The 26415-nt window shown below is 42.3% G+C and carries 27 protein-coding genes; 6 read left to right on the plus strand and 21 right to left on the minus strand.

The window, feature by feature from the left end; translation table 11 throughout:
- Positions 1-110: 110 nt before the first annotated feature.
- Positions 111-2306: a S8 family serine peptidase gene (locus tag ACO6S0_RS18245; RefSeq protein ID WP_422349718.1), complete on the plus strand. Its 2196-nt coding sequence runs from the start codon at positions 111-113 to the stop codon at positions 2304-2306.
- An 88-nt stretch (positions 2307-2394) separates the two neighbouring features.
- On the opposite strand, the gene ACO6S0_RS18250 is transcribed toward ACO6S0_RS18245, so the two are convergent.
- The 14 genes from ACO6S0_RS18250 to hemA form a co-directional block, all read right to left on the minus strand.
- Positions 2395-3108 (minus strand): 3'-5' exonuclease, encoded by a 714-nt coding sequence (locus ACO6S0_RS18250; protein ID WP_422349719.1) that lies wholly within the window; start codon positions 3106-3108, stop codon positions 2395-2397.
- A gap of 9 nt (positions 3109-3117) precedes the next feature.
- On the minus strand, positions 3118-3588 hold the full coding sequence (locus ACO6S0_RS18255) for a methylated-DNA--[protein]-cysteine S-methyltransferase (RefSeq protein ID WP_422349720.1): 471 nt from the start codon (positions 3586-3588) through the stop codon (positions 3118-3120).
- Complete coding sequence (locus tag ACO6S0_RS18260; RefSeq protein WP_422349721.1) at positions 3588-4709, minus strand: CNNM domain-containing protein; 1122 nt, start codon at positions 4707-4709, stop codon at positions 3588-3590. The genes ACO6S0_RS18255 and ACO6S0_RS18260 overlap by 1 nt, the downstream gene beginning before the upstream one ends.
- 52 nt (positions 4710-4761) lie before the next feature.
- Entirely contained in the window at positions 4762-6057 is a 1296-nt protein-coding gene (locus ACO6S0_RS18265) for a serine hydrolase domain-containing protein (protein WP_422349722.1), read from the minus strand.
- Between the two features lie 22 nt (positions 6058-6079).
- Complete coding sequence (gene hemB, locus ACO6S0_RS18270; RefSeq protein ID WP_422349723.1) at positions 6080-7069, minus strand: porphobilinogen synthase; 990 nt, start codon at positions 7067-7069, stop codon at positions 6080-6082.
- 13 nt (positions 7070-7082) lie between these two features.
- Entirely contained in the window at positions 7083-7691 is a 609-nt protein-coding gene (locus ACO6S0_RS18275; protein ID WP_422349724.1) for a hypothetical protein, read from the minus strand.
- An 87-nt stretch (positions 7692-7778) separates the two neighbouring features.
- Positions 7779-8567, minus strand: a complete 789-nt coding sequence (locus ACO6S0_RS18280) for a PhzF family phenazine biosynthesis protein (RefSeq protein WP_422349725.1) — start codon at positions 8565-8567, stop codon at positions 7779-7781.
- Positions 8568-8586: 19 nt separating this feature from the next.
- Positions 8587-9549 carry a DUF4421 family protein gene (locus ACO6S0_RS18285; protein ID WP_422349726.1) on the minus strand — a complete coding sequence of 321 codons (963 nt, stop codon included), beginning with the start codon at positions 9547-9549 and terminating at the stop codon, positions 8587-8589.
- Complete coding sequence (hemF, locus tag ACO6S0_RS18290; protein WP_422349727.1) at positions 9540-10442, minus strand: oxygen-dependent coproporphyrinogen oxidase; 903 nt, start codon at positions 10440-10442, stop codon at positions 9540-9542. Before hemF ends, ACO6S0_RS18285 begins: the two co-directional genes overlap by 10 nt.
- On the minus strand, positions 10432-10893 hold the full coding sequence (locus tag ACO6S0_RS18295) for a DUF6973 domain-containing protein (protein ID WP_422351844.1): 462 nt from the start codon (positions 10891-10893) through the stop codon (positions 10432-10434). The genes hemF and ACO6S0_RS18295 overlap by 11 nt, the downstream gene beginning before the upstream one ends.
- A 35-nt stretch (positions 10894-10928) precedes the next feature.
- Positions 10929-11954 (minus strand): uroporphyrinogen decarboxylase, encoded by a 1026-nt coding sequence (hemE, locus tag ACO6S0_RS18300; RefSeq protein ID WP_422349728.1) that lies wholly within the window; start codon positions 11952-11954, stop codon positions 10929-10931.
- 58 nt (positions 11955-12012) lie between these two features.
- On the minus strand, positions 12013-12678 hold the full coding sequence (locus ACO6S0_RS18305) for a uroporphyrinogen-III synthase (protein WP_422349729.1): 666 nt from the start codon (positions 12676-12678) through the stop codon (positions 12013-12015).
- Positions 12656-13582, minus strand: coding sequence for a hydroxymethylbilane synthase (gene hemC / locus ACO6S0_RS18310; protein ID WP_422349730.1), 927 nt, complete (start codon positions 13580-13582; stop codon positions 12656-12658). Before hemC ends, ACO6S0_RS18305 begins: the two co-directional genes overlap by 23 nt.
- Positions 13579-14835, minus strand: coding sequence for a glutamyl-tRNA reductase (gene hemA, locus ACO6S0_RS18315; RefSeq protein ID WP_422349731.1), 1257 nt, complete (start codon positions 14833-14835; stop codon positions 13579-13581). The genes hemC and hemA overlap by 4 nt, the downstream gene beginning before the upstream one ends.
- Before the next feature lie 210 nt (positions 14836-15045).
- Between hemA and ACO6S0_RS18320 the strand changes: the two genes are divergently transcribed.
- The gene (locus ACO6S0_RS18320; protein ID WP_422349732.1) at positions 15046-15924 is read left to right on the plus strand and encodes a helix-turn-helix domain-containing protein; all 879 of its coding nucleotides are present in this window, start codon (positions 15046-15048) and stop codon (positions 15922-15924) included.
- 9 nt (positions 15925-15933) lie between these two features.
- Positions 15934-16686, plus strand: coding sequence for a ThuA domain-containing protein (locus ACO6S0_RS18325; protein WP_422349733.1), 753 nt, complete (start codon positions 15934-15936; stop codon positions 16684-16686).
- Here the strand turns inward: ACO6S0_RS18325 and ACO6S0_RS18330 are convergent.
- Positions 16672-17523, minus strand: coding sequence for an N-acetylmuramoyl-L-alanine amidase-like domain-containing protein (locus tag ACO6S0_RS18330; protein ID WP_422349734.1), 852 nt, complete (start codon positions 17521-17523; stop codon positions 16672-16674). The genes ACO6S0_RS18325 and ACO6S0_RS18330 overlap by 15 nt on opposite strands.
- Before the next feature lie 118 nt (positions 17524-17641).
- Between ACO6S0_RS18330 and hemH the strand changes: the two genes are divergently transcribed.
- Complete coding sequence (hemH, locus tag ACO6S0_RS18335) at positions 17642-18673, plus strand: ferrochelatase (RefSeq protein ID WP_422349735.1); 1032 nt, start codon at positions 17642-17644, stop codon at positions 18671-18673.
- Between the two features lie 101 nt (positions 18674-18774).
- Complete coding sequence (locus tag ACO6S0_RS18340; RefSeq protein ID WP_422349736.1) at positions 18775-20157, plus strand: MATE family efflux transporter; 1383 nt, start codon at positions 18775-18777, stop codon at positions 20155-20157.
- 5 nt (positions 20158-20162) lie between these two features.
- Here the strand turns inward: ACO6S0_RS18340 and ACO6S0_RS18345 are convergent, their stop codons facing one another.
- From ACO6S0_RS18345 to ACO6S0_RS18355, 3 genes are all read right to left on the minus strand, one after another.
- On the minus strand, positions 20163-20588 hold the full coding sequence (locus tag ACO6S0_RS18345) for a nuclear transport factor 2 family protein (protein ID WP_422349737.1): 426 nt from the start codon (positions 20586-20588) through the stop codon (positions 20163-20165).
- Positions 20589-20604: 16 nt separating this feature from the next.
- Complete coding sequence (locus ACO6S0_RS18350) at positions 20605-21756, minus strand: PQQ-dependent sugar dehydrogenase (protein WP_422349738.1); 1152 nt, start codon at positions 21754-21756, stop codon at positions 20605-20607.
- An 81-nt stretch (positions 21757-21837) separates the two neighbouring features.
- A complete protein-coding gene (locus tag ACO6S0_RS18355) occupies positions 21838-22851 on the minus strand; it encodes a helix-turn-helix domain-containing protein (protein ID WP_422349739.1) in 1014 nt (337 codons plus the stop codon).
- Positions 22852-22933: 82 nt separating this feature from the next.
- Between ACO6S0_RS18355 and ACO6S0_RS18360 the strand changes: the two genes are divergently transcribed.
- A complete protein-coding gene (locus ACO6S0_RS18360; protein WP_422349740.1) occupies positions 22934-24034 on the plus strand; it encodes a lactonase family protein in 1101 nt (366 codons plus the stop codon).
- On the opposite strand, the gene ACO6S0_RS18365 is transcribed toward ACO6S0_RS18360, so the two are convergent.
- The 3 genes from ACO6S0_RS18365 to ACO6S0_RS18375 are packed head-to-tail and all read right to left on the minus strand — an operon-like array spanning position 24031 to position 26365.
- A complete protein-coding gene (locus ACO6S0_RS18365; protein WP_422349741.1) occupies positions 24031-25008 on the minus strand; it encodes a TolB family protein in 978 nt (325 codons plus the stop codon). The two genes, ACO6S0_RS18360 and ACO6S0_RS18365, sit on opposite strands and share 4 nt — an antisense overlap.
- The gene (locus ACO6S0_RS18370; RefSeq protein ID WP_422349742.1) at positions 25001-25417 is read right to left on the minus strand and encodes a hypothetical protein; all 417 of its coding nucleotides are present in this window, start codon (positions 25415-25417) and stop codon (positions 25001-25003) included. Before ACO6S0_RS18370 ends, ACO6S0_RS18365 begins: the two co-directional genes overlap by 8 nt.
- Entirely contained in the window at positions 25418-26365 is a 948-nt protein-coding gene (locus tag ACO6S0_RS18375; protein WP_422349743.1) for an SMP-30/gluconolactonase/LRE family protein, read from the minus strand.
- Positions 26366-26415: the final 50 nt, after the last annotated feature.

The following is a 26415-nucleotide window of genomic DNA, read 5'->3' on the forward strand; positions in this document are numbered from 1 at the left end:
CAACACCTCTTTCTAAAAACCCATGTATTTCATCGAATTAAAAGGGTTTTTCGTCGATGATTTAACGGCCAAAACTATTTTTGTAGTCCTAATCTTACTTATTAAATATCATGGACGGCAAAAATTCTACTAGGGCAAAAGGGCTTTTTACCTCCGCTTTTTTTCTTCTCTTTTCTTTTTTTTTGGGACATGGTCAGACCTCGGACCAGCAACAATTTATCCGTTCCACATATGATCAAAGTAAGATGGCTTCCTTTATTTCAGAATGGAAGGAAGAACAAAATACCAAGGAAACCCAATTACGGCAATTGATTGCGGGGAAAGCTTGGAAACAAGTAGAAAAGCAGAAAGATGGTGCCGTAGTATCTCTCCAGGATATCGGAACTGATGGTACACCCATATTTTATATCACCCTCAACGACCCAACGCGTCAAACCTCACGGGCGCATACCTTATATAGTAATGGACTTTTGGATTTGGGCTTGGACGGTACTGGAATGACTGTTGGAGTTTGGGATGCAGGGGTTAGCCTGACCACACACCAAGAGTTCAACGGGAGGGCCATGAATGGAGATGCCAGTGAGGAAGTGGATGCACATGCTACCATGGTAACGGGAAATTTGATTTCATCTGGAATCAAACCCAATGCCAAGGGAGTGGCCTATCGGGCACAGGCGATCTCACATAATTGGACAAGGGATAAAATTGAGGTGGCGGAAGCCGCCATGAACGGGCTTTTGATGAGCAATCACTCTTATGGGATTAAATCCGACAGGGTTCCCGATTGGTACTTTGGAGCCTATATCAGGGTTTCCCAGGATTGGGATAAAATCATGTACAATGCGCCCTACTACCTCATGGTAACTGCCGCAGGAAATGCCCAAAAATCCTTTGACAATGAAAGTCCCATTTACGGAAAGACTGCAGATGGGCATGATCTGTTGTTGGGTTTTGCTACGTCCAAAAATGGGTTAGTGGTGGCCGGTGCCAATACGGAGATTGGAAGCAAAGGCGAGCTCAAAAATGTGAAGGTAGCAGCCTACAGCAGTTTGGGACCAGTTGATGACGGAAGAATAAAACCAGATTTGGCGGGAGATGGGTCATCCATTCTTTCTGCTTCTTCAGAAAGTAATACAAGCTATAATACTTCTTTTGGAACTTCCATGGCAGCACCTGGGGTAACCGGTTCGTTGCTTTTGCTCCAGCAATATCACGAAGAATTGTTTGGGAGTTATATGAAAGCTGCAACACTGAAAGGTTTGGCCTTGCACACGGCAGATGATGTGGAGACCAAAGGCCCTGACTATAAAATGGGCTGGGGGGTTATGAATGCCAAGACTGCTGCGGAATTACTTCAAAATAGGGAATACAGCAGTATGGTGGAGGAAGAAAGTCTTTCGGAAGGTGAAACTTTTTCCATGACCATTGAAGCTAGGGAAGGACAAACCTTAATGGCTTCCATAAGCTGGACCGATCCCGAAGGGGAATACATCAACAGGGGAGAGATGAACAATGGGACCGCTACCTTGACCAATGATTTGGACATTCGAATTTCAAAAGACGGGAAAACCTATTTCCCTTGGAAATTGAACCCTTCAAGAGCCTTGGATGCTGCAACCCAAGGCGATAATCTTGTGGACCCTTACGAGCGAATTGAAATTTTAAATGCTCAAGGAACTTATACCATCACTGTTTCGCATAAAGGGAGTTTGAAAAATGGATTTCAAGATTTTTCCTTGATCCTATCGGGGGTTAAAGCTTCGCTTTGTGAGACCTCTGTTCCTGAGGGATTGGATTTACTCTTGTCCCATGCAGATGGAGTTACCGTGGGATGGGAAGAAGCGGCTGAAACACTGTTTGAGCTCCAGTACAAGACCTACAGTGAAAATGAGTGGCAGTCCCAATTATTATGGGAAAACAGTACTGATATTTCCAATTTGATTACAGGACAGGTTTATCAGGTAAGGCTACGTTCCATTTGTACCGAAAGTGCTGTTTCTGATTTTTCGGATGAAATCCAGTTTGAGTTTAAGGGCGAAGAAACGGAATTGTTCACCTACGAACGATTATCGTACGGGGAAGAACTTTCCATCACTGTATTTCCAAATCCAGCGATAAACCAAATTGCGGTGGATGCCACACTTTCGGAAGATGCCATGTATTCCATAATTACCACATCGGGAAATACAATTAAATCAGGGAAGGCCAGAGGACCTATTAATGTCTCCTGTTTAGCCTCCGGATTGTATGTATTGATGGTGGAAGACCATGCAGGGATGCGAACAACAAAATTCTATAAGAGCTGACCTATGACAACTTTCAAAAACCTTAGAACAGGAGGTGTGGTCATCTGCGAAGAAAAAACCACCAGATTCCACTTGAAGGCCTTTTTTCTTAGACTCTTTTGATTTCTTGTTCTTCCAAGAGCGTTTCATTCCGTAGACGGAGGAAAACCTGTGCCGTGGTCACCACATCCAATTCACAATAGGAGATAATTCTGTCCAAGTCGTTGTCCTGATAAAAGACTTCTCGGACCATGCTGCCGTCCATATCTTCCTTGGGTGAAGGAACCCCCAGCACATGTGCCATCAATTTTAATGAGGTATAATGTTTGTAGTCTCCAAATTTCCAAAGTTCCATAGTGTCCAAGTGTGGTACTTCCCAGGGCTTTTTTCCGAAAAGATCCAGCTTGTAGGGCAAATTAATGCCGTTAATGACCATTCTGCGGGCGATATAGGGAAAGTCAAATTCCTTGCCATTATGTGCACAGAGTAGGTGTTTGGCTTGGTTAAAATGGTCTTTTAACAGCTGTTTGAATTGTTTGAGCAACTCAATTTCCTCTCCATGAAATGAGGTGACCCTAAAATTTCTGGAATCTCCATTACATGTAAAATAGCCTACAGAAATACAAATGATTTTTCCAAATTCTGCCCAAATCCCTGCCCGTTCGTAAAATGCTTCAGGAGTGAATTCTTCTTTTCGTTGGTACTGTGTTTTTTGGGCCCACAATTGTTGGGTGATTTCATCCAATTGCCCAAATTCCGGTTTCTGGGGTACGGTTTCAATATCCAAAAAGAGGATATGTTCCAGGTTAAGTTTGTAAAGCATGGTCAAGTATTAAAAAAGAGCCATCTGTTTAGCAGGGCTCTCATGTTCCAAAAGCCATTTTTTGCGGTGCAATCCGCCAGCGTATCCGGTGAGGTCGCCATTGCTTCCAATGACCCTGTGACAGGGAACAATGATCCAGAGTGGGTTTTTGCCATTGGCGGCCGCTACTGCCCTAATGGCTTTGGGGTCGCCTAAGCGTTTGGAAAGCTCAAGATACGAAATAGTTTTTCCGTAGGGGATCTCTTGTAGCAATTCCCATACTTTTTTTTGAAATGAGGTGCCCTGAGGTTTCAGAGTTAGGTCGAATTTTTGTCGCTTTCCCTCAAAATATTCCCGAAATTGGTATACGGCATCTTCCAGCACTTCTGGAATTATTCCGACAGGTACATTTTCATCCAAAACTCGTGCAGAAATAAGCCCATTTTCATCTCCCTTGAATTCTGAAATTCCTATAGGAGTTTGTAAATAAGCTACTTCCATTATTCCACTTCATTTATATCTTCAATAAGTCCTAATCGCCTTGCGCGGGATTCCCAATTCTTTCTGGCTAGTACTTGAAGATCTTCTACATTGTCACTTTCGTCCATAATTTCCAGTCCCAAGAGGGTTTCAATCACATCTTCCTGGGTTACCAATCCGCTTACAGAACCGTACTCATCTACAACCAAGGAAACATGCTCATTTTGTTCCACGAACTTTTCAAAAAGCTCGGGAATAGGCTTGTTTCTATTGGTCACCAAAATTTCCCGTTTGATGGTTCCCAGTTTTTCCTTCCCTTTTTTATTGATAATAGCCTCGAGCAATTCGTCCTTTAGGAAAAAGCCCGTGATGTTATCCATACTGTTTTTATAAAGTGGAATCCTGGAAAAGCGCAAAGGTCTATTGGCTTCAAAAAACTCATGGATTGTGGTGTCTTCCGAGGCTATTTTCATAACAGTTCTGGGTGTCATCACATCTTTGGCCAGGATTTCATCAAATTTCAATAGGTTTTTTATCACCTTGGATTCTGATTCCTGAAAGACCCCTTCTTCATGTGCTATATCGGTCATTGCCGTAAAATCCTCCCGGCTAAGGACACTTCCATGATGCCCCTTTTTTCCGATAAGCCTGGTAAACAGTTGTAAAAGCCACATCAACCCGGTCCATTTGAGGAGAAATACCATAATTCCTAGGGCCTTGGCCGTAAAATTGGCCAGTCGCTTCCAGTATGTGGCTCCAATGGTTTTGGGAATGATTTCGGAAGCCACCAAAATTAAAATCGTCATTATGGTGGACACCACACCGACCATCAGGTCTTCGGTAAATTCAATGCCAAAAATTGTTCTCGTGGTATTCCCATATACGTTGGCGTAGGCTACTTTGGCTTGAACTCCTACCAAAATGGCACCAACGGTATGCGCAATGGTATTTAGGGTTAAAATGGCAATCAAGGGTTTGTCCACATCCTTTTTCAAGGTTTCCAATTCTACCGCATATTCTTTTCCTTCCTGTTTTTTAAGGTTGATAAAGGTCCGGGTAATGCTAAGCAGAACCGCTTCTAGAATAGAGCATAGAAATGAGAAAAAAATGGAAATAAAAGCGTAAAAAAGGAGAAGACCCATTGGATTTATCTAGTTGCACTAAGGTAATGATTCGGATTGAATTCCAGCTACGTCATTTGGCAAGAGCGGTGTAAAAAACATCTTGGAGCGCTGTTCGTATATTAAGACTATAGAGTTTACGATGCGTACGCGAAGGGTATACCCTATTGGACAAGAATATAAATACCAATTGGTTTTCTGGGTCGGCCCAAACAAATGTTCCTGTAAATCCAGCATGCCCAAAGCTTTTAGGACTAGCCTTTGGGGATGGGTAGGCATCTGCTATGGCCAAGGTGTCATTGCCCAAAAGTGGTTTGTCAAAGCCCAATCCTCTGCGGTTTTCATTTTCAGGATACTGCACTTTTATAAATTCCTCTACTGTAGTTTTGGATATGATTTGTTCCCCACTCAGGGTGACACCAAGATTTTGGTAAAACAACATGATCTTGGCCAAATCCTCCGCTGTTCCAAATAGCCCTGCATTGCCCGATATTCCACCTAGAAGGGAAGCATTTTCGTCATGGACCCAACCATAGGTCAAATCTTTTCTAAATAGTGTGTCCACTTCTGTGGGAACAATTTTATTGGGATAATTCTTTGTCTTAGGGTTAAAGCCCAAGGTTTTGCTGCCAATGGGGTCGTAAAAGGTAGTTTTTAAATAGGTCTCATAAGCTGTCCCGGTTAGATTGGAAATCAGTTCCGGGTAAATCAAAAAGGTAAGTCCTGAATAACGGTACTTTTTGTCTGCAGAAACTTCAGACCTATTGATCATCCTGTAGATTTTTCTGAGGAACCTGTTTTTAACGTAAAGTCCTTCATACACCTGTTTTTGAAATTTTTTGGATGGCTTTGTACGGATAAAACGTTTCTTGATTTTTTCTTTTTTCATCACCTTTTCCAGAAAGATGATGTACGGAACCAAACCTGCTTGATGGCTCAGAATCTGACGAAGGGTCAAATCTTTTTTGTCTTTGCGTTTCGCCCAGGGTTCCCAATAGGTGCTAAAGGGAGCATCCAAATCCAGTTTTTGCTCATCCACCAACTTCATTAGGGCGGGCAGGGGTCCGGTAATTTTAGTTACTGAGGCGAGATCATATAAATCGTTCAGACCTACTTTTTGAACGCTGTCATAAGTGTGGTAACCATAAGCTTCGTGAAAAATCACCTGGTTGCCCTTGGCAACTAGAATTTGGGCACCTGGAAACGCCTGTTCCTGGATTCCGAGCAGCATGATGGAATCTACTTGCTGATTAATATATGATTCATCCATGCCCAATTGGGATGGACTTGAATGTTCCAAGTTGGTTTGGGCAAAATTTTGCCCATAACAGGTAACTAAAAAAATCAAGAGAAGCATGGGTTGTTTCATAGGACGGTTATAAGCTTTAAAGTTAACCCATTATGCGGATAAAATCCTTGGCAAAATAACTGGCAATGATATTGGCCCCGGCCCTTTTGATGGCTGTGAGTTGCTCCAGCATCACCGCATCATGATCTAGCCAGCCTTTTTCAGCAGCGGCCTTAAGCATGGCATATTCACCGGAGACTTGATAAACGGCTACGGGTACGTCCACTTCATTCTTGATTTCCCGGACAATGTCCAAATAGGGTAACCCTGGCTTAACCATCACAATATCGGCTCCTTCATCCACATCCATTTGGGTTTCCCGTATGGCTTCAAACCTATTTGCCCAATCCATTTGATAGGTTTTTTTATCCTTGGGCACATCGGCGATATCCACCGGTGCTGAATCCAAAGCATCCCTAAAAGGGCCATAATAGGCACTGGCATATTTGGCGGAATAGCTCATAATTCCCGTGTTGTGGAAACCCTCATCTTCCAAGGCTTCACGAATCGTCAGGATTCGGCCATCCATCATATCACTGGGAGCTACAAAATCCGCTCCGGCCCGGGCATGGGACACGCTCATTTCTGCCAAGACTTCAGAGGTTTCATCGTTTAAGATTTGACCTTCGGCCACAATACCATCATGTCCGTAGGAAGAAAAGGGGTCTAGGGCAACATCGGTCATGACCAACATTTGTGGACAAGCATTTTTGACTGCTTTTATAGATCGCTGCATTAATCCATTTGGATTTAAAGCTTCTTTGCCCGTGTTGTCTTTCAATTCATCAGCGACTTTCATAAAAAGCAAAACGGCACAAAAGCCCATTTCCCAAAGTTCCTTTACTTCCCTTTCCAGATGGTCCAAACTCATGCGGTAATAGTTGGGCATGGAAGGGATTTCCTCCTTAATACCCTTTCCCTCAACTACAAAAAGGGGAACCAAAAAATCATCGGGGGTAATCAGGGTTTCACGAACCAGTCGTCTAATAGATTCGGAAGCTCTAAGTCTTCTATTTCGAATTAATGGAAACATAAATACATGTATTTTAAAGCCAAGGTTTAATAATAGATTCTATTTCATTATAAGGCTTGTGCCCAAACCAATGTTCAAGGACGTTGTATGCATTATCAAATAGCACAAAAGTGGGGGTGCCTCGAAATTGGTTCAATGTAAAAGTAACAGGGATTATGGGATTGGTGGTTAGATAATCCTTGATTTTAAGATCAAATTGCTGTCGCTCCTCCGCTGAAGCTTCGGAATAATTTGGGAAGTTGTTTCCAATGTAGGAGATATTTTCTTGGGTAATGAAAGATGCATCGCTCAACACATCCATGGCCACAGGAAAATCAATACTTGAAAGCTGAAAATCGTCGGGATGGGATTCAGCTGCCTTTTTGGTTTCTCCCACCAGTTTTTTTTCTGACAATAACAGGCTTGTATTCGCATGGGTATTCAATTCAAAATCCTCAAATGCAGTACTCAATCCCAAAAAACTTAATTGCTCACCGAATGTCTTTTGGAGATTGTTTACCGTTGGAAAGCCATAGAAAAAACAACCTGGGCAATTCACTTGAAAAACGAAGAGTAAATTCCGTTTTCCAGGAGCAAATTCACCTTGTAAAAGGGAGGCATATTCCAGTCTTAGTTTTTTCATGTTTTAAATCGTGGTCTGACACGAACCTGCCGGCAGGCAGGCAGTTTTCACTAATTTTTGCAAATGGCCTTGTTAGGAGCGCATGTTTTAGATTTCAATTTCGCCTATCAGATACGGTACCGCCGTCCCGGATATTTTTACCCTGTCACCCAGATGTTCACAGAGCAAGTCGCCGCCTCTTTTTGATAATTGTCTTGCCGTGAGTTTGGTTTTACCCAATACTTTGGACCAATAGGGAGTCAAGGTGGTGTGTGCCGAACCGGTAACCGGATCTTCCGGAATGCCACATTGAGGAAAAAAGGCTCTTGAAACAAAGTCAACTTGATCTCCAGGCGCGGACACAATTACTCCTCTGCAATCCAACTGATCCAACAAATGAAAGTTGGGCTTAATGGCCTCAATTTCCTGTTGGGAGTTGTAGATCAATAGATAGTCCGTTTTTCCTTTGATGGTTTTAATAGGGGTAAGCCCGATGGCATTGTTGATTTCTGAGATTCCCCTTAATGCTGCTGTTTGGTCCGTGGGAAAATCCAAGGTCATCAACCCATTGGAATGCTGTTCCACGGACAAAGCCCCGCTTCGCGGGGAATGAAAATCAATAGTTTTTTCATTTACTCCATGATAATTGAACAGCACATAAGCGGTGGCTAAAGTAGCATGTCCACAGAGATCCACCTCTGTTTCCGGAGTGAACCAGCGCAATTCAAAAACATTGTTTTTTTGAACTACGAAAGCAGTTTCTGCCAGATTGTTTTCCTCGGCAATCTGTTGCATCAATTGGGAGTCCAGCCATGAATCCAAAATGCAAACCGCAGCTGGGTTGCCGCCAAAAACATGGTTGGTAAAGGCGTCTATTTGGTATAGGGTCAGTTTCATTTTCTCACAAAATATGTGCTCACGGGTCAAAACCAAATTTACGATTAAATTTATCCGCGGCTGTGATCCATTTTTTTGGAGCCTTAAATCGATAGCCCACGTAAAACTCCAAAAAACTTATTTTATCATCCAATCTTGTAACCCTATCGGTATTGTGTTCAAGGAATAGGACATTGGCATTGGCACCTATGTAAAACCGTTCCGAATTGTATCCTAAAGCCCCCCTGAATATAGCTTCGTAGAGGACAGAAGTATTGGTTTTAATTTGGGAACTGGTCATGTTCATCCCAATTCCGGTTGTTGCACCGGCACCCAGTATATAGTTTTTGGCAATCACCAAATTATAGTGATATCCTGGTCCAAAGGCCACATCATAGGAATTGGCATTGCTTTCAAGTCCGGCATTTTTTAAGCCATATCTGGTGTAGTAAAATGTAAATCGTGGAACAAAACTTCCGGCGCTTTTTTTCTGCCATTCATTTTGAAATCCTACCGCCCGGAACGAAAATTTTGTATTGAAAATATAAGCCGTTGTCCCTCCAATTTTTAACGTGCGTAAGTCTGGAAACCTCACACTCCCGTCTTCGGTAATCGCGGAAAACCCTTTTTGGGCATAAAAATCCAAGGTTTGCATCCATTGGTTCCAAAACGTTCTGAAATTTAGGGTAAACAGTTTTGAGCCCTCATTGTCTTGGTTGTTTGAAATAAATTTTGGGGAATAGCCCAAATCCAGTTCTAGAGAACGAAACAAAAAAGAGACCCCTGAATACGTTTTCTCGTTGGGTTTTAATTTTAACCGTTGACCGGTTTCCGTATCTGTAATTAAAAAGCTATTGGAAGTGTTTGAGAGTCCTATGCGAACTGTAAATTTTTCTGGAAAGCTCTTGATGTAAGAATCTGTGGCGACCGTATCCCTGTTTTGGGAAAATCCCAATAAACATGGAAAGATCAAAAACCATATGAAGTAGAATTTTATGCCCATTTAATGGGGTTATGCAATACTTGGATCAATTTCTCTTCTTCGCTCCCAGGTTTGGGACGGTGGTCATATTGCCATTGCACATGGGGTGGAAGGCTCATTAAAATACTTTCAATACGGCCATTGGTTCTTAGGCCGAACAGTGTACCCTTGTCGTGAACGAGATTAAATTCAACATAACGACCCCGTCTAATTTCCTGCCAATCCCGTTGTTCTTGAGTATAGGGAAGACCCTTTCTTTTTATAACAATTGGTATATAAGCTTCTAAAAAGCTATTTCCCACCTCAGTTACAAAGCTATACCAGTCTTCCATTTGCATTGTATCCGTTTTTTTGCAGTAGTCAAAGAAAAGGCCACCAACACCTCTTGCCTCATTGCGGTGCGCATTCCAAAAGTACTCGTCACAGCGCTTTTTATAGTTCGGATAAAATTCTGGGTTATGGGCATCACAGGCTTTTTTGCAAACCGAATGAAAGTGTCTGGCATCTTCTTCAAAAAGATAGTAAGGTGTCAAATCCTGCCCACCCCCAAACCATTGATCCACTATGTTGCCCTGTTTGTCATACATTTCAAAGTAACGCCAGTTGGCATGTACGGTCGGCACCATTGGACTCTTTGGGTGTATGACTAAACTCAAACCACAGGCAAAGAAATCTGCATCCTGAACCCCAAAATACTGCTGCATGCTTTTAGGAAGTTCCCCATGAACGGCAGATATGTTTACACCTCCTTTTTCAAAGACGTTTCCATTTTCGATTACCCGGGTTCGGCCTCCGCCTCCTTCCGGACGTTTCCACAAATCTTGTTGAAATTTGGCCTTCCCATCTATCTCTTCCAATTTGGAAGTTATGGTGTCTTGTAATTGCTCTATGTAGGCATAAAATTTATCTTTCATCCTTTTCAGTTATATGGACCAGACTGTTTTCCAATGAAGTCAGGTTGGTATTAGCGGTTATTAAAATAGATCCTGTGGCCATCGTCTTTAAGAGTTCAATTGCCTTGGTTTCGGTCTTAGTTTGATTGGTTTTAAAAAATTCCTGGCCAACTTGATTGTTATGCAAGTCCATTAATCGGGCCAGGTGCCAATTAGGAAAAGCCATTTCATGCCAGTCGGTTATTTTTTGGGTCCAATTCAAAACCCGATTTTGGTTTTTACTCCACTTGTTACATTCCTTGGCAATGAGGTAATTCCATAGAGCATGCCTAAAGGCATTGGCTGGGCCATTTTTGTAGTGGGCCCTGCCATACAGCGCTGTGGATATTTTCATGCATTTTTTGGTGGCCCTAAGTGTTGGAACTATAAATAACGGATAAGAGAATCCCAAAAAAATGACATGAGCCAACATTTTGGGGCGAACCCGTCGCAACACTCTTAAGGGGTTCACTCTTTATATTCTTTTACCGCCTCAATAAATGCTTGAGCATTTTCCACAGGAATATGTGGTAGAATACCATGGCCTAAATTTACCACATATTTGTCCTTGCCAAAATCCCGGATCATTTGGGTGACCATTTCTTTGATTTTAGCTGGAGGAGAAAGCAGCCGGGCGGGATCAAAGTTTCCTTGTAAAGTAATTTTGCCTCCAGTAAGATAGCGGGCATTTTGTGCAGAACACGTCCAGTCCACACCAACTGCTGAAGCACCTGATTGAGCCATTTCCCTTAGGGCGAACCAACATCCTTTTCCAAAAACGATGACTGGAGCGTCATCTTTCAAAGCATCCACGATCTGTTGAATGTACTTCCAGGAAAATTCCTGATAATCCATCGGAGACAACATTCCGCCCCAAGAATCAAATATCTGGACAGCGTTTACCCCTGCTTTCACCTTCGCCTTTAAATACGCAATTGTAGTATCCGTAATTTTCTGAAGCAACTGGTGGGCAGCCTCTGGCTGGGTGAAACAAAATCCACGGGCCTTATCGAAACTCTTGCTGCCTTGCCCCTCCACACAATAACATAGTATGGTCCATGGTGATCCCGCAAAACCTATCAATGGGATTTCATCCTCCAACTTTTCCTTGGTCATGGTAATGGCATCCATAACATAGCCCAAAGATTCTTGGATATCTGGGATCACAACCCTAGCAACATCTTCCAAGGAGCGAATGGGGGAAGGAAGGTATGGGCCAAAATTTGGTTTCATTTGAACCTCAATATCCATGGCTTGGGGAATCACCAAGATATCACTAAAAAGAATGGCCGCATCCATTCCGTATCTTCGAATCGGTTGTACGGTGATTTCTGAAGCCAATTCTGGTGTCTGGCATCGGGTAAAGAAGTCATACTTCTTTCTTAGTTCCATGAATTCGGGTAAATAACGTCCTGCCTGACGCATCATCCATACGGGAGGTCTGTCTACCGTTTCACCTTTTAGTGCTCGAAGGAACAAATCGTTTTTAATCATATGTGTCATTTGCATTCCTGCCTTGGCAGGAGTCTTATTTTATATTATGGATTCCGCATCAAGTGCGGAATGACAGCTTTTTCACAGCCTGTACCAATACATTTTCCACTGTTGGTCTCTTCGCGACAATCAACTTATCCGAATATTTCTTGGCCTCCTGGGCAGTGGTATGTCCAATGCAAAAAAGCCAACTGTCTTTTATCCTATTTTCCAACAGAAAACTTTTTATACCACTTGGACTAAAAAAAAGCAAGCCATCAAAGGAGCGGTTAAACTTTTTTGGGACCAATTCCGTTTGATAGACCTCTATTTCATCATACCGAATGTTATTTTCTGATAAAATGCGGGGTAATTCTTCCCTTCTCCGATTTCCACAGATAAACAAAAAATGTTCTTTTTTATGGTGTTTTTCTATAAAATGAGCTAATTCCGAGGCATTTTCAGCCATTTTTACCACATTTAGACCGTTTTGCACCAAAAGCATTTTGGTTTTTTCTCCCACACAAAATATGCGGTAGGTTGAAACTAGGAGTTGAGGAGCTTGATCAAGAAATGCCCTTACCGCATTCTTACTGGTAAAAATTAAGTGCGTAATGTGACGTGGGATATCAACCTCTAAAAAGTTAAACTTTAGCGCGTTGTATTCTACCAGGCCAATACCGGAATTAAGGAATAATTCTTTTTGGGAATGGGATAGAACCTTAGTGGAGAGCACTGTTTTCATTTCGAATCTCGTCCATTAATTTATCTCCCCCCTTGTCAAGGATTTCCCTAGCACATTTTTGTCCCAATTCTTTGGCTGCGGTCAAGGAAACGGTCTTTTCTATTTGAAGCTTTTGACGTCCATCCAAGGAAAAGAGCACTCCTTTAAAATGAACATTTTCATTTTCTATTTGGGCCAATGCACCTATGGGTGCTGTACAGCCCCCTTCCAAAGTCCTTAGGAACTCCCTTTCTATACTAGTTGCCAACTCAGAATTGGAATGATTCAGTTTTTGGAGGGCTTCTCTTGAAAACTTATCACTTTCCATGGCAACCACCAACATGGCGCCTTGCGCGGGAGCGGGAACCATCCAATCCAGATGTAACACATCCTTGGGCAACAACTTGATTCGTTCCAGACCAGCTTTGGCAAAAATGGCTCCCTGCCAATCGTTTTCTATGAGCTTAATCAGCCTCGTATTCACGTTGCCCCTAAGATCTACAACTTTATGATTTGGATATTTGTTGAGCCATTGCGCCTTTCTTCGCAAACTCCCTGTGGCAATGATTGCTGGAACTTCGTTATCCAAAAAGTCCAACCCCTTATGAACCAAAATATCTTGGGTAACAGCCCTTTCCAGAACGGCCGCTTGAACGATTCCTTTTGGGAGCTGCGTTGGCACATCTTTCATGGAATGGACGGCAATATCTATTTGGCCTTTAAGCATGGCCACATCCAGCGTTTTCGTAAAAATTCCAGTTATGCCAAGTTCATAAAGCGGTTTGTCCAAAACTTGGTCACCAGTGGATTTTATAGGAATTAGGGTGCTGTCATATCCTAAATCGGCCAACTGATTTTGGACGGTTGTAGCTTGCCATAATGCCAACTCGCTATCGCGAGTACCAATTCTTATGATTTTGCTCATTTCGAATCGATTTCTAATTGGAACACCTTTTGGATAAGTTCCAAACTATCGGCAGTATCTACCTCGGCACTCTTTAAATGGTTTGCAAATTGTTTAGTGATTTTTTGGATAATGCGCTCCGATAAAATTTCGGCCTGATCTTGGTTAAAATCGGAGATTTTCTTGGAATGGAAATCGATTTCCTCCGCTTTCATGGTGTTCAGTTTTTCTTTAAGCGCATTAATGACGGGAGCAAATTTTCGGGTTTCCAACCATTTAATGAAATCCTTTTTCACCTCTTCAATAATGCCCTCGGCTTTTGGGATAAAGGCTTTTCGTTTGACCAGGGTATCATCTGTAATCCGAGAAAGTTGGTCCAAGTGTACCAAAGTAACATTATCCAACTCCTGAACATCATCCGAAACATTTTTTGGAACGGATAGATCCAGAATCAACAAGGGTTTTTTGGGATAAATGAGAGCCTTGGAAACCGTAGGTAGTTGAGCACCAGTCGCAACTACAAGGATGTCAGCTTTTCTAATTTCTGTCTGAAGATCTCCATAATCCTTGACCGTTAAATGAAATTTCCCGGCAATGTCCTCTGCTTTGGCCCGCGTTCTATTGATTAGGGTAATATGGGAATTATTGGAATGCTTGATCAGGTTTTCACAAGTGTTGCGGCCTATTTTTCCAGTTCCGAACAATAAAATATTCTTGTTTTCAATGTCCGAAACGTGATTTAGGATATACTTTACTGAGGCAAAGGCCACAGATGTGGCACCGGAAGAAAGCTCGGTTTCATTTTTAATCCGTTTACTAGCCTGAATCACCGCATTGCAAAGTCGCTCTATAAATGGATTGGCCATTTCGTGCTTTTTGGCACGGTAAAAGCCCTGTTTGATCTGACTAATGATTTCAAAGTCGCCTAAAATTTGACTGTCCAATCCAGTACCCACTTTGAACATGTGCGATATGGCATCATGGTTTTTGAACACATAGGCTACCTCTTGAAACTCTTCCACACTTCCTGGGGTTTCATCACAAAGTGCTTTTATAAGTTGAAAAGGATGTTGGGCAAACCCATACAACTCTGTGCGGTTACAGGTAGAAATGGCTAGGAGCCCGTCCACACCCTGTTCTTTGGCTTGAACCATAATGCGATCAATGGCAGGGACATCCAAACTGAACTTTCCCCTGACTTCGGCATCTGCTTTTTTATAGCTTAAGCCAATGGCATAAAAAGAATTATGTCTTGAAATGTGGTAATTCCTCATAAAGGATATTAAAACGGTAACAAAAGTAAGTGCAGTATTTTACAAAAAATAACGCTAGCGGTACTATAAGTATCAGACAAGAGGCCATTAAGGGTTCTTTTAGCGATAAATTCCCAAAAACATTGATTTTATTGGTAAATTTGATAGTGAATTACTTAATTTAGAGCCATTCTAAATAGAAGAAAATTAATAATCCAAGCTGTTGTTTATATGAAAAATGTCGCCGAAGGGTCATACCAGGAAATTTTGATTGAAGAAGGCTTTTATGTCCTTAAGATTCAGAACGATACGGATCAAACCCGATTTGTGGAACGGGAGATTGACAGCTCTTTCATACAGTTTCACTTTTGTTTAAAAGGGGGTGGAAAATTCAATTTTAACCAAGGAAATTATCAATTGGAAGTATCTGAGGAAAATTCACTTTTACTCTATAATACCCAAAAGGATTTGCCTTTGAATCTTACCGTGTTTCCTGATACTTGGCTGCTATCCGTGGTCATGACCATACGAAAATTCCATTCGCTATTCTCCAATGAAGCCAGCTATATTCCTTTCTTGAGCGAGGAGAACAAAGAGAAAAAATACTATTCCCAAGAAGTGGTTACTCCAGCCATGGCCGTGGTGCTGAGTCAGTTGATGAATTATAACCTGCATCCTTCCATAAAGACGTTGTATGTAAAGGGGAAGATTTATGAATTGATGTCCCTGTATTTCAACAAAACCCAGGATGCAGATTTGGAACAATGTCCCTTCCTGGCTGATGAAGACAACGTAAAGCGGTTAAAACTGGCCAAGGAAATCATTATTTCCAGAATGGCTGAACCTCCTACCTTGGCAGAACTTTCACAGGAAATAGGGTTGAGCTTGAAAAAGCTTAAAGAAGGTTTCAAGCAAATTTATGGCGATTCGGTGTATGGATTTCTGTTTGATTACAAGATGGAATACGCTCGAAAAATGTTGGAGGCTGGTGGGCACAATGTGAATGAGGTGGGTTTAAAAGTTGGGTATAGCACAGCCAGCCATTTTATAGCATCATTTAAAAAGAAGTATGGGACAACACCCAAAAAATATTTAACTTCAAGCACTTAAATAATCAACATGAAATCCTACAAGCTGTTGCTGTTGGCCCTTTCCATGGTCATAGGGATAAATGCCCAAGACCAAACAGAAACGAAAGGGTCCGCTAAAACCAAAATACCGGAGCTGGTTTTAATATTTAGTAAAACCGAAGGCTATCGGCATAAGTCTATAGAAAAAGGCGCACAGACCTTAAAGGAATTGGGAAGGGCCAACGGATTTATCGTATTACAGACGGAAACTTCTGCGGACTTCAATGCGGCAAACCTTAAAAACTACAAGCTTGTTGTTTTCCTGAGCACCACTATGGATGTGCTTAACGATCAAGAGCAAGATGCATTCAAAGCTTATATAAACAGTGGAGGGAATTATATGGGAATCCACGCGGCAACCGACACCGAATACGATTGGCCTTGGTATGGTAAAATGGTTGGGGCCTATTTTGAAAACCATCCACAACAGCAAAAGGCCAGAATCGAGGTAGTGGACAGAAACCATCCATCCACCCAGCACCTAAAGGAAGAGTGGTTTCATTTTGACGAGTGGTACAACTTCATGAATCTGAATCCCGATGTCCATGTGCTTATGAAGTTGGATGAATCCAGCTATGATGGTGGAACCAATGGGGATAACCATCCTATAGCGTGGTACCATGAATATGATGGTGGCAGGGCATTTTACACTGGACTGGGGCATACAGAAGCAGCCTTTGACGATGCTGATTTTAAACAACATCTTCTAGGCGGAATAGAATGGTGTTTAGGGCGAAAGTAAGCTTGGCCTCGCCACAATAATCCCAATATTGCTTTTTATTTTTTTCAGGTAGTCCACCAGGGGCTCTTGGGTAATTCTAACCGAACCTGAGCTGGAAGCATGAAGTAAATGGATTCGCCCATTGTGCTCGATGGCAAATCCAGTATGGGTAACATCCAATCCTTTAATGGATGTCGCCAGTGCAATGATATCTCCAGAGCGGATATTATCCTCCTTGTTTTCGATTTCATCTTGGGCTAAAATGCAAAGACTTTCTTTGGCTAATTCTTTTTCCACCTGCAGCATATCCTGATAGTTTTGATCATCCGCCAAAAAAGGATAAAGTTCTCTATGGGTACCCATAAAGTTGATGGCTTTTTTGTGCTCTTTACCACCCAATTCGTTGGTGATATCCTTGACCAATCCTTTCTGTTCATTGTTTCTAATCCATTCCGTAAAGTAGTGCAAACGAGAAGGATATCCATCTAATTTGCCATTTCTATACCGAATGGTTTCTAGATTTTTGGCAAAATTTTCAAACTGCTGTTCCTTGTTTTGAAGCAGAAGACCAAAGGCCAATACATTTTCAACATAGGTTGTGCAATCAAAGCCTCTAAGGTTAACCACCAAGGACTCGGTTTCTCCAATTTCAAGGGTTTTTTCAACATAGGGCATTCCCAAAAACGATTTGCCCACAGCCATGATCGGATTTTCCAGAACAGCATTATCCATTTGTTCCAGCTGATCCATCTTTATGGAAAATGCAATTGAATCGTTAGGGGCACAAACAATTTGGGCCTGGAGGGCATAAGTGGTTAAAAGAAAAAGCGCCAAAGGAATTGGGAATATCCGGTTCATCTTACATATTTAGGCTCTAAATTAATATTATCTATAGAGTTATAGGAAACAAATTCACGGAATCAAATAGTAGATCAATCCCAAATAGTATTTTTGCCATGCTATAGAATAAGTCGCTATGAAAGGAGTACTACTTGTCAACTTAGGTTCACCGGACAGCCCAACTGCTAAAGATGTAAAACCTTATTTGGATGAATTCTTAATGGATGAACGGGTGATTGACACCCCAAAGTGGTTGCGCAACATCATTGTAAGGGGAATAATATTGCAGACACGACCCAAAAAGTCAGCCGAGGCGTATTCCAAAATTTGGTGGGACGAAGGGTCTCCATTGATTGTAATTTCGGAGCGATTTGCACAAAAAGTACAACAGCAAACCAAGATGCCTGTGGCTTTGGGAATGCGATATGGTTCCATGACCATAAAAAAGGGATTGCAAGAATTAAAGGATAAGGGTGTGGACGAGGTTTTGTTGGTACCGCTATATCCGCAATATGCAATGAGCTCTTTTGAGACTGTGGTGGTCAAGGCTATGGAAGTGCAGAAGGCGCATTTCAGTGAACTGAAGATAACCACTTTACCCGCTTTTTATGGCAATCCAGATTACATCGAAGTACTTTCAAAAAGTATAGCCAAGGGACTGGAGGGGTTTGATTATGACCATATTTTGTTTTCCTATCACGGAATTCCAGAACGACATATAAGAAAGTCGGATCCCACAAAATTCCATTGCAAGATTGACCAAAGTTGTTGTTCCACCAATTCGGTGGCCCACCATACCTGTTATAGACACCAGTGCTTTGCAACTACAGAGAAAGTAGAGGCGGTTTTAGGATTGGAAGAAGATAAAACGAGTATTTCGTTTCAATCCAGATTACCAAATGATCCTTGGCTAAAGCCGTTCACAGATTTTGAGTTTGAACGCCTGGCCAAAGAAGGAAAAACCAAGTTGGCAGTGATTACTCCGGCTTTTGTTGCCGACTGTTTGGAGACATTGGAGGAGATTGCTATCGAAGGAAAACATCAGTTCATGGAGGCTGGAGGGGAATCCTATATCCATATTCCCTGTTTAAATGAAGATGAGGATTGGGTATTTCTTATGGCCAAATGGATCAACGAATGGGAGAGTGAGGGAACTCTCCCAATATAAACTAATGTCAGGTCGAGCGCCATGTCTGCCGACAGGCAGGCAGTCGAGACCTCTTAATTAAACGATCCCTATCTTGGCTGCGTTCGATAGGACAGTAATTTATGGCCAAAGTCTCCTCAGATCAATTGGGAACAGAACCCATCGGCAAACTGCTGATCAAGCAAGCTGTTCCTGCTTCCATTGGTATCTTGGTGATGTCGCTCAATGTATTGGTGGATTCCATTTTTGTGGGGAATTGGATTGGTTCCATCGCTATTGCTGCCATTAATGTGGTACTCCCGGTCTCTTTTTTTATTGCTGCCTTGGGAATGGCCATTGGGGTGGGCGGATCCAGTATTATTTCCCGTGCACTGGGCTCTGGAGATAAACAAAAGGCGCTCAAAACTTTTGGAAATCAGATAGCCCTTACCCTCTTGCTGACCATAGCCATGGTTGCTTTGGGCCTCTATTTTGTAGATGATCTTATCCCGGCCTTTGGGGGTAAAGGGAGCATTTTTCCACTGGCCAAGGTTTACTACACCATTGTACTTTATGGGGTTCCGTTTTTGGCCCTTTGCATGATGGGCAATACGGTAATCCGAGCGGAGGGCAAACCCAAGTTTGCCATGATTGCCATGATCATTCCTTCCGTGGGGAACTTGCTCATGGATTATATTTTTATCTACGTGTTCGATTGGGGAATGCATGGAGCCGCTTGGGCCACTACGGCCGGATATCTCTTTTGCTTTGGGTACATTCTCTACTTTTTTCTGTCAAAGAACTCCGAATTAAAGATTGGGCTTTCCCATTTTTGGCTTAACCTCCCCATTTTATCCGAGATGGGTTCTTTGGGATTTGTCACTTTGGCTAGACAGGCTGTAACCAGCATCACCTACCTGTTGATGAACAATATTTTGTTCAACTTGGGCGGAGAAGCCATGGTGGCCGTATATGCCATCATTGGCCGCATGTTGATGTTTGCCTTTTTTCCGGTGTTTGGGGTCACCCAAGGATTTTTACCCATTGCCGGATTCAATTATGGAGCGGTCAAGTACGATCGTGTCAAGGAATCCATCTATACGGCCATTAAGTATGCCGCATTGGTCGCTACTGTAGTTTTCATCGGACTTATGGTTTTCCCCGATTTCTTTACTGGCTTGTTTTTAAGTAATAAGGAGAATCTGCCTCCAGAAGAAATTATAACCAATGCGTTTGTGATGGATCATGCCCCCAATGCCATGCGGATGGTTTTTGCAGCCACTCCCATAATCGCTTTGCAATTGATAGGGGCGGCTTATTTCCAAGCGGTGGGCAAGGCCATTCCAGCATTACTATTGACCTTGACCCGTCAAGGCTTCTTTTTTATCCCCTTGATTCTGCTGTTGCCCCATTTTATGGGAGAACTTGGCGTTTGGCTCTCCTTTCCCATTGCGGACGTGTTGGCAACCGTAGTAACAGGCTACCACTTAAAGAAGGAAATCAAGACAAAACTTACTGTGGCCTAGCTTTATTACTCTGGCAATAAGGTAGCCGCTTTGCTAATGATCTTCCATTCCCCTGCAAGCTTTTTCAGAAGGAAGATGTCAATAAACATCATATTTCTGGATGGGATTTCAATGGAAGCTTTGGCCATGGCAATGTTATGGGATTGATCTATGGATAGAATTTTTCCCACTCGGCCATTGAATTTTCCCTGTTCTCTATTTTTGAAGAGATCTGCATACTCTTGGGGAGATAAAACCCACAATTCTTGATCTTTTTTCGATAGAAACAAATCAGCTTCAGGATAAAAGGCTGAGGTAATCTGTTCCAGATTGCTATAGGAAGACCCATCCAGGTAATTTTGAAGGGTGGCACGGATGGCGGTCTCTTCGTCTTGGGCTTTTACGGATAGGAATGTGAACAGGGCAATGGTAAATAAAAGTGGTTTGTACATGCTTAATGATTATGATTTATTGTGGTATAATTTGAATGAGTTTTCCGTTGTCTTCGTCCGTCAAGAAATAGAGTTTGCCATCGGGGCTTTGCCGTACTTTCCGAATGCGCACACGGTCATCCACGAACAGTTCTTCAGTACTTTTTATGGTTTCATTGGCTATTCGGAATCGCCAAAGACTTCCTTTGGACAATCCTGGCACCAAAAGGTCATTCTTCCATTGCGGAAATTCATCCCCAGTATAAAATGTGAGCCCCGTGGGAGCTACCGTATGTGGCCAAAACCAGATGGGAGGAGTAAACCTGGCCCCTTCCAATTTAGGAGGCGTATAATCTGAACTTCGAAGCCTACCAGAGGTTACATTGGGCCAACCATAATTAGCTCCTGCTTTTAAAAGGTTGATCTCATCCCCCTGAATGGTGCCATGCTCACTGAACCAAATGTTCCCGGTACTGGGTTGCACCGTGATGCCTTGGGCTGCCCTAATCCCAAGGGCATAAATTCCTGGAACAGCATCTGGCCCCAAATCCGGATTATCTTCCGGAATACTCCCGTCCGGGTTTATCCTATAGATTTTTCCCCGTTTGTCCGTTAAATCCTGCGCAATGGGAATTTCAGGTTCATCCTTTTCCCAAAAAAGCCGCTCTCCAAGGGTCACATAAAGTTTCCCATCCGACCCAAACACCATACCTCCGCCATAATGAAAATATTCCTTGGTATAAGGTGCTGCTTCGATCAAAGTTTCATGTCCGTAAAGCGAATCATTTTTCAATTGGGCGCGAATCACTTTAGTGGTAGTTCCCGCACCAGGTTTTTTAGCTGCATAACTCAAATATACCCAGGGAGTTTTCGCGAAGTTGGGGTCAACTAAAACTTCAAAGATTCCAGAGTTGTCGCCAAAATGAACAGCACGAATGCTATCTGTTAGGTCATCCGGAAAGCCCTTGATGATGCTCTTTTTTTTGGTTTCCAGGTCAACTTTGAGCAGATTGCCATCCTTTTCCGATATAAGCGCTTGGGTGGGCGATAGAAAAGCCATGCTCCATGGATGGTTGAGCCCATCAAGTACTATTTTCTTGGTTGGAACTGGAATAGTTTTGGACTCCCGTTGTTGAGCACAGGCCAACAGCAACGTCAACATCAATAAAACTGGAATGAATTTCCTCATGGGCAAAAACTTTGATGCAAATGAGATAAAATTCAGCCCAATAGGCTTTAAAAATCATGATTTTTAAGACGAAAAACTGCTCTAGGAGTCCTGTGCTTGTTTCCTAAAAGCAGTCGGTGTAAGTTGGGTCTTGGCCTTAAAGGCCAGATTAAAGGAAGTGACATTTCCAAATCCACAGTCGTAGGCAATGGCCACAATTTTGTCTTGTTGGTGTTTTGGGTCAGCAAGCATTTGCTTGGCTTTTTCAATCCGGAACTCGTTCACAAATTCAGAAAAATTCTTGCGCTCATTTTCATTGATGGCTTGTGATAATTTCCGCGGGGGTGTTTGCATCCGTTGCGCTATGGATTCCAACGAAACATTCGCATCCAAAAAAAGTTCTTCCTTGGTCAGTAGTGCTTTGGCTTCCTTGACCAAACTTCCAGATTCGGATTTGTTCAAGGTCGAGGCATTGTATTTTCCTAATTGAAACGCGTGTTTTTGAAGGAAGAGAAAGGAGAAAATGTAAATCAAAAAGGAAAAAAAGACAGCACCCCCAATATAAAATGGGATTAACCCCGCAAGATTTCCCATATAGAAAAGCCAAAGGAGACCGACCCCAATAATCAAATTTCTGTACCAAGAAGCGCGCTGTGGATGTACTTTTTTTCTACCCTTACTATAGACCATTGTTGAAAGTCCAAGGTAAAGTAAAAGATGTGCGAAGACCAGGAGATAAATGATATAGGAAATAGGGCGGCCATCGTTTGGAATCCAGAAACAGAAAACTGCAAACAAGGCAAAGGGCAGTAGGTGAAAATAGTTTTTCTGATTAAACTTTTTGGGATTGGCCAGAAGCTCTTTCCCATAAAACCAAAGAAAAGGCCCCGTCATTAAGATTCCTGAAATTCCCAGATTGCGTTGCCAGGGGAGCAAATCAAAATGCACGTTTAGAATGGACTTCCCAATCCGAACGGTAAGACCCAAAATAACAAAAGCCAGAAATATGTTGGTTTTATCACTTGTTTTGCGAAGTGAGACGAGATAAACAAAGAGGAAAAGTGCTTGTGTAATTCCCAAACAACTTAAAATCAACCAAATAACGTCCTCATTCATAACTCAAAAATAGAAAGTCCTACCCAAAGAAAATCCCGAATCCGTTTTAAGTTGTTATTTTTAGCAAAACACTTTGATTTAGATGCGATTATATACTTCAATTTTGGCCATGCTCCTGTTGTTTGGAATAGGATGCTCTGAAAAGAAAAAAATGGAAAAGAAACATCATTTGTTTGTAGGCACCTATACAGATGGGGAAAGCAAAGGGATTTACAAATTGACGTTCAATGCTTCCACGGGAGAGCTAAGCAACAAAACACTGGCAGCGGAATTGGACAACCCTTCTTTTTTAAAGATTTCTGATGACAGGAAAAATCTATATGCAGTGCATGAGGTGGCCAATTTTGATAGTTTGGGAGGCGGGGTCTCTGCATTTCTTGTAAGGGATAGCATTTTGGAATTCCAGAATAGTATGGGTACTGGAGGGAAACACCCCTGCCATGTCTCCCTTTCGGATAATGGTTTTTTGGCAGCTTCCAACTACTCTGGTGGGAACTTTTCAGTCTTTAAGTTGAACGCTGATGGATCGCTTCCGGAAAACTCACAGGTGATAGATCATAAAGTATTGGATACTACCAAAACCGCACATGCCCATATGGCTCAATTTGATGGGAACAGCTTGTTTGTGGCTGATTTGGGATTGGATGCGGTAAAAAGATATGAATGGAATGGGGAAATGTTTGGCCCGGCGAAACAATCATCCTTGAACATGCCCCAAGGTGCGGGCCCACGTCATTTTACCTTTGGCAAAAATGGAATTTTGTATGTGATCAACGAACTCAACTCCACTATCACGGTCTTTAAAAAGAAGGAAAATGGCGATTACGAAGAAATTCAGACTGTGGAAACCTTGGCTTCGGATTTTGAAGGAAAAAGCTATTGTGCCGACATTCATTTATCGGCGGATGGTAAGTTTTTATATGGATCCAATCGGGGTGAAAATACCATTGTGGTCTTTTCGGTGGATGAAAACTCGGGGCTTTTGAATGTGGCGGGGAGAACTTCCGTACATGGAGATTGGCCTCGTAATTTTAGCTTGGATCCCACAGGGAAATTCCTATTGGTCGCTAACCAAAGAAGCCATAACATTACCGTTTATTCCAGGGATGAGGAACAGGGAACCCTTCAATTCTTAAACGAATTTAAAATGCCGAGCCCTGTGTGCCTTGAGTTTTTAAACTAATTCTTGGTGTGTTTGGCTTTCATCTCCTGAATAAAATCTGCGGACATATAATACAGATTGAGTTGCCCACTGTTGTATGAGATGTTAATGTTTTTAATGGGATCCAATGCCTTGGCGGGAGCTGGTTCTTCCAACCTTCCACTGGCAAAAACAAACAGCTTTCCATCTGTACTGACCCACGGACACATTTCATGCTGATTGGAATTAATGGGTTCTCCAAGGTTTTCTGGTGCCGTCCATTCGCCATCCATATTAAAGGTGATATATAAATCCCCCCGTCCAATGGAATCATCGTAGCCCCTATAAATCAGGTATTCCTCGTTGGGGGCTATAAAAGGATCTCCCTTGTCCTCTCCCTGGTTAATGATATCAGGTAATGTGTCTATCGTGTATGTGGAGTCCAAAGGGGTTGCTTTATAGATGTCTCCCTTGGACCAAATATTAAAATAGATAGCGCCTGAATGGGTCAAGGAACTATAGTATTCATTATCATCTTCCCCGGTCAAAACCACTCTGACGGGATTCCCCCAATCCTTACCTTTCCGTTCCACATACCAAATTTTACTGTTTTTGTTATCCCCTTTGGGTCTGCTAGAGCTGAAATACAATCGATTTCCATCAGGGGCAAATAAGGGATCAAAATCGGAATACGTCCCTGAAAATGGTGCGATACGAGGTTCACTCCAAGTGCTGTCAGCATTCATTCGGGTAAAGGTGATATAAGCATTGTTTGGCATATCTGTGGTGTAGAAAAACTCCGTGCCGTCTGGCGTGAAGGTACCGTTATATTCTGTAGCTGGCGAAGCCAATAGTTCCGGAGCCAAAAGTTTTGGGAAAGCACTGGGCACAACACCAAAAAAGGGGCCAAGTTTTTTGGGCTTTTCCACTGTATTGGGTTGAACATGTTGTTGGTGATTTTGACACCCCAGTATGGCAATCAACACAAGAAGGGAAAGAAACTTTAAATTACTCACAGCGATACGATTTGCCATTGGACTCAAAAGTTTTATCATTGTTAGGGCGGAGAGATCCATGCCAAGAATCCCTGTACCATTTTTCAGGCTCATCATCACCTCTATAATCTGCGGTAAAAAAGGAAAGGTCCTCGTTAAAAGTGAGTATGATGTCCCCTTCGCCATCTGCATCAAGCCATCTGCCGGTCATCACCTTACCCTCGAGCTTTCCCCATATTCCGCCCAAGGCATTTATGGGCATCAAATAATAGGCCCCGGCAATTTCGTCCCCATCAAACAGAAGATCAAAGCGACCGATTTCGGTGCAATAGTTTTTAGAGATTACCGGGTTTTCCCTTTTGTCCTGTCCAAAAGAGACAGCAATATGGAACCAACAGATAAAACAGAAGAGCAGGATTTTTAATTTCATTTAATTTTCTTTTGGGAGCGGATGGATGATCAAGGTGTAGTTTTCCAATTTGGATGCATCAGAAATAATAACTTTTTCCTGATCCAAATGGTCCAATTGTGAGTCCGCAACAAAATACATACAGCCATTTTTAATGGCAAAGGTGGTAGGGATATCAGATTCGTTTCTGAGATTCCAAATTTTTTCCTCACCTGTGATTTCCGTTAGACTTTGATTGAGGTGAAATTGGTAGACCCCATTTTGTGTTGCATTCCGTTTGCTGTTGACAATGGCAACCAAACTATTTTGGTGGAATTTCAATCCGTCAATGCCCTTGAAATTATTAGGTTGGTTTACCAAGGTTTTGGACGCAATATCCAACACCCGAAGACCACTGGTATAGGAGGCAAAGTATAAATACTTATCGTCATTGGAAATGGCAATGCCGTTGCAGTGTTTAAGGTCATCGTGGGCATAAAAAACTTCCAGCTCACCCTTCTTGGAATTCACGGTGTAGATTTTATTGCTTTCCGAGTCCGTGATGTAGAGGGTTCCCGTACTGCTAACAGCCAAATCATTGAGGTAAGCAAAACCAGCTTCTTTCAGCTTAAAGGAATTGATTAGTTCCCCAGTTTTGACATTTAACAGCAACAAAATGGATTCGTTTTTAGGTTTGGGCAGGCTATTGCCCAAAGCATAGAGCACATCGCCCATGATGGTCATTCCAAAACCGGACTGGTATCCGTGCTGCCCACTTTCAATGAAGTCTTCGGGATGGCTTCCATCCAGATTGCAACGTACAATCTTGTTATGTCTTAAACTGTTTATAAAAAGTTTTTGTTGTTGCAGGTCAACTGCGATGCCCTCCGGAACGAGGTCCTTTTCAAAACCTAATGCCACTTCCGTGGAATTATTTTGGGCCATGACCACTCCGGACGCAAAAAAAAGACTCCAGAACAAGAATCTCATAAGGTCTTCTGATTGAATGAATTACTCAAGATTAAGCATTATTTTTTTAG

The sequence above is a fragment of the Flagellimonas sp. genome, assembly GCF_965233845.1.
In the GTDB taxonomy this organism is placed as follows: domain Bacteria; phylum Bacteroidota; class Bacteroidia; order Flavobacteriales; family Flavobacteriaceae; genus Flagellimonas.

What these genes read in the sequence shown, in the direction of transcription:
- ACO6S0_RS18325 (WP_422349733.1), top strand. Translation starts at nt 15,934, where the DNA reads ATGAAATCCTACAAGCTGTTGCTGTTGGCCCTTTCCATGGTCATAGGG.
- hemF (WP_422349727.1), bottom strand. Translation starts at nt 10,442, where the DNA reads ATGAAAGATAAATTTTATGCCTACATAGAGCAATTACAAGACACCATA.
- hemC (WP_422349730.1), bottom strand. Translation starts at nt 13,582, where the DNA reads ATGAGCAAAATCATAAGAATTGGTACTCGCGATAGCGAGTTGGCATTA.
- ACO6S0_RS18250 (WP_422349719.1), bottom strand. Translation starts at nt 3,108, where the DNA reads ATGCTTTACAAACTTAACCTGGAACATATCCTCTTTTTGGATATTGAA.
- ACO6S0_RS18255 (WP_422349720.1), bottom strand. Translation starts at nt 3,588, where the DNA reads ATGGAAGTAGCTTATTTACAAACTCCTATAGGAATTTCAGAATTCAAG.
- ACO6S0_RS18370 (WP_422349742.1), bottom strand. Translation starts at nt 25,417, where the DNA reads ATGAAATTAAAAATCCTGCTCTTCTGTTTTATCTGTTGGTTCCATATT.
- ACO6S0_RS18275 (WP_422349724.1), bottom strand. Translation starts at nt 7,691, where the DNA reads ATGAAAAAACTAAGACTGGAATATGCCTCCCTTTTACAAGGTGAATTT.
- ACO6S0_RS18295 (WP_422351844.1), bottom strand. Translation starts at nt 10,893, where the DNA reads ATGTTGGCTCATGTCATTTTTTTGGGATTCTCTTATCCGTTATTTATA.
- ACO6S0_RS18245 (WP_422349718.1), top strand. Translation starts at nt 111, where the DNA reads ATGGACGGCAAAAATTCTACTAGGGCAAAAGGGCTTTTTACCTCCGCT.
- ACO6S0_RS18350 (WP_422349738.1), bottom strand. Translation starts at nt 21,756, where the DNA reads ATGAGGAAATTCATTCCAGTTTTATTGATGTTGACGTTGCTGTTGGCC.
- ACO6S0_RS18280 (WP_422349725.1), bottom strand. Translation starts at nt 8,567, where the DNA reads ATGAAACTGACCCTATACCAAATAGACGCCTTTACCAACCATGTTTTT.
- ACO6S0_RS18305 (WP_422349729.1), bottom strand. Translation starts at nt 12,678, where the DNA reads ATGAAAACAGTGCTCTCCACTAAGGTTCTATCCCATTCCCAAAAAGAA.
- ACO6S0_RS18330 (WP_422349734.1), bottom strand. Translation starts at nt 17,523, where the DNA reads ATGAACCGGATATTCCCAATTCCTTTGGCGCTTTTTCTTTTAACCACT.
- ACO6S0_RS18355 (WP_422349739.1), bottom strand. Translation starts at nt 22,851, where the DNA reads ATGAATGAGGACGTTATTTGGTTGATTTTAAGTTGTTTGGGAATTACA.
- ACO6S0_RS18345 (WP_422349737.1), bottom strand. Translation starts at nt 20,588, where the DNA reads ATGTACAAACCACTTTTATTTACCATTGCCCTGTTCACATTCCTATCC.
- hemH (WP_422349735.1), top strand. Translation starts at nt 17,642, where the DNA reads ATGAAAGGAGTACTACTTGTCAACTTAGGTTCACCGGACAGCCCAACT.
- hemA (WP_422349731.1), bottom strand. Translation starts at nt 14,835, where the DNA reads ATGAGGAATTACCACATTTCAAGACATAATTCTTTTTATGCCATTGGC.
- ACO6S0_RS18375 (WP_422349743.1), bottom strand. Translation starts at nt 26,365, where the DNA reads ATGAGATTCTTGTTCTGGAGTCTTTTTTTTGCGTCCGGAGTGGTCATG.
- hemB (WP_422349723.1), bottom strand. Translation starts at nt 7,069, where the DNA reads ATGTTTCCATTAATTCGAAATAGAAGACTTAGAGCTTCCGAATCTATT.
- ACO6S0_RS18320 (WP_422349732.1), top strand. Translation starts at nt 15,046, where the DNA reads ATGAAAAATGTCGCCGAAGGGTCATACCAGGAAATTTTGATTGAAGAA.
- ACO6S0_RS18265 (WP_422349722.1), bottom strand. Translation starts at nt 6,057, where the DNA reads ATGAAACAACCCATGCTTCTCTTGATTTTTTTAGTTACCTGTTATGGG.
- hemE (WP_422349728.1), bottom strand. Translation starts at nt 11,954, where the DNA reads ATGATTAAAAACGATTTGTTCCTTCGAGCACTAAAAGGTGAAACGGTA.
- ACO6S0_RS18360 (WP_422349740.1), top strand. Translation starts at nt 22,934, where the DNA reads ATGCGATTATATACTTCAATTTTGGCCATGCTCCTGTTGTTTGGAATA.
- ACO6S0_RS18285 (WP_422349726.1), bottom strand. Translation starts at nt 9,549, where the DNA reads ATGGGCATAAAATTCTACTTCATATGGTTTTTGATCTTTCCATGTTTA.
- ACO6S0_RS18260 (WP_422349721.1), bottom strand. Translation starts at nt 4,709, where the DNA reads ATGGGTCTTCTCCTTTTTTACGCTTTTATTTCCATTTTTTTCTCATTT.
- ACO6S0_RS18340 (WP_422349736.1), top strand. Translation starts at nt 18,775, where the DNA reads ATGGCCAAAGTCTCCTCAGATCAATTGGGAACAGAACCCATCGGCAAA.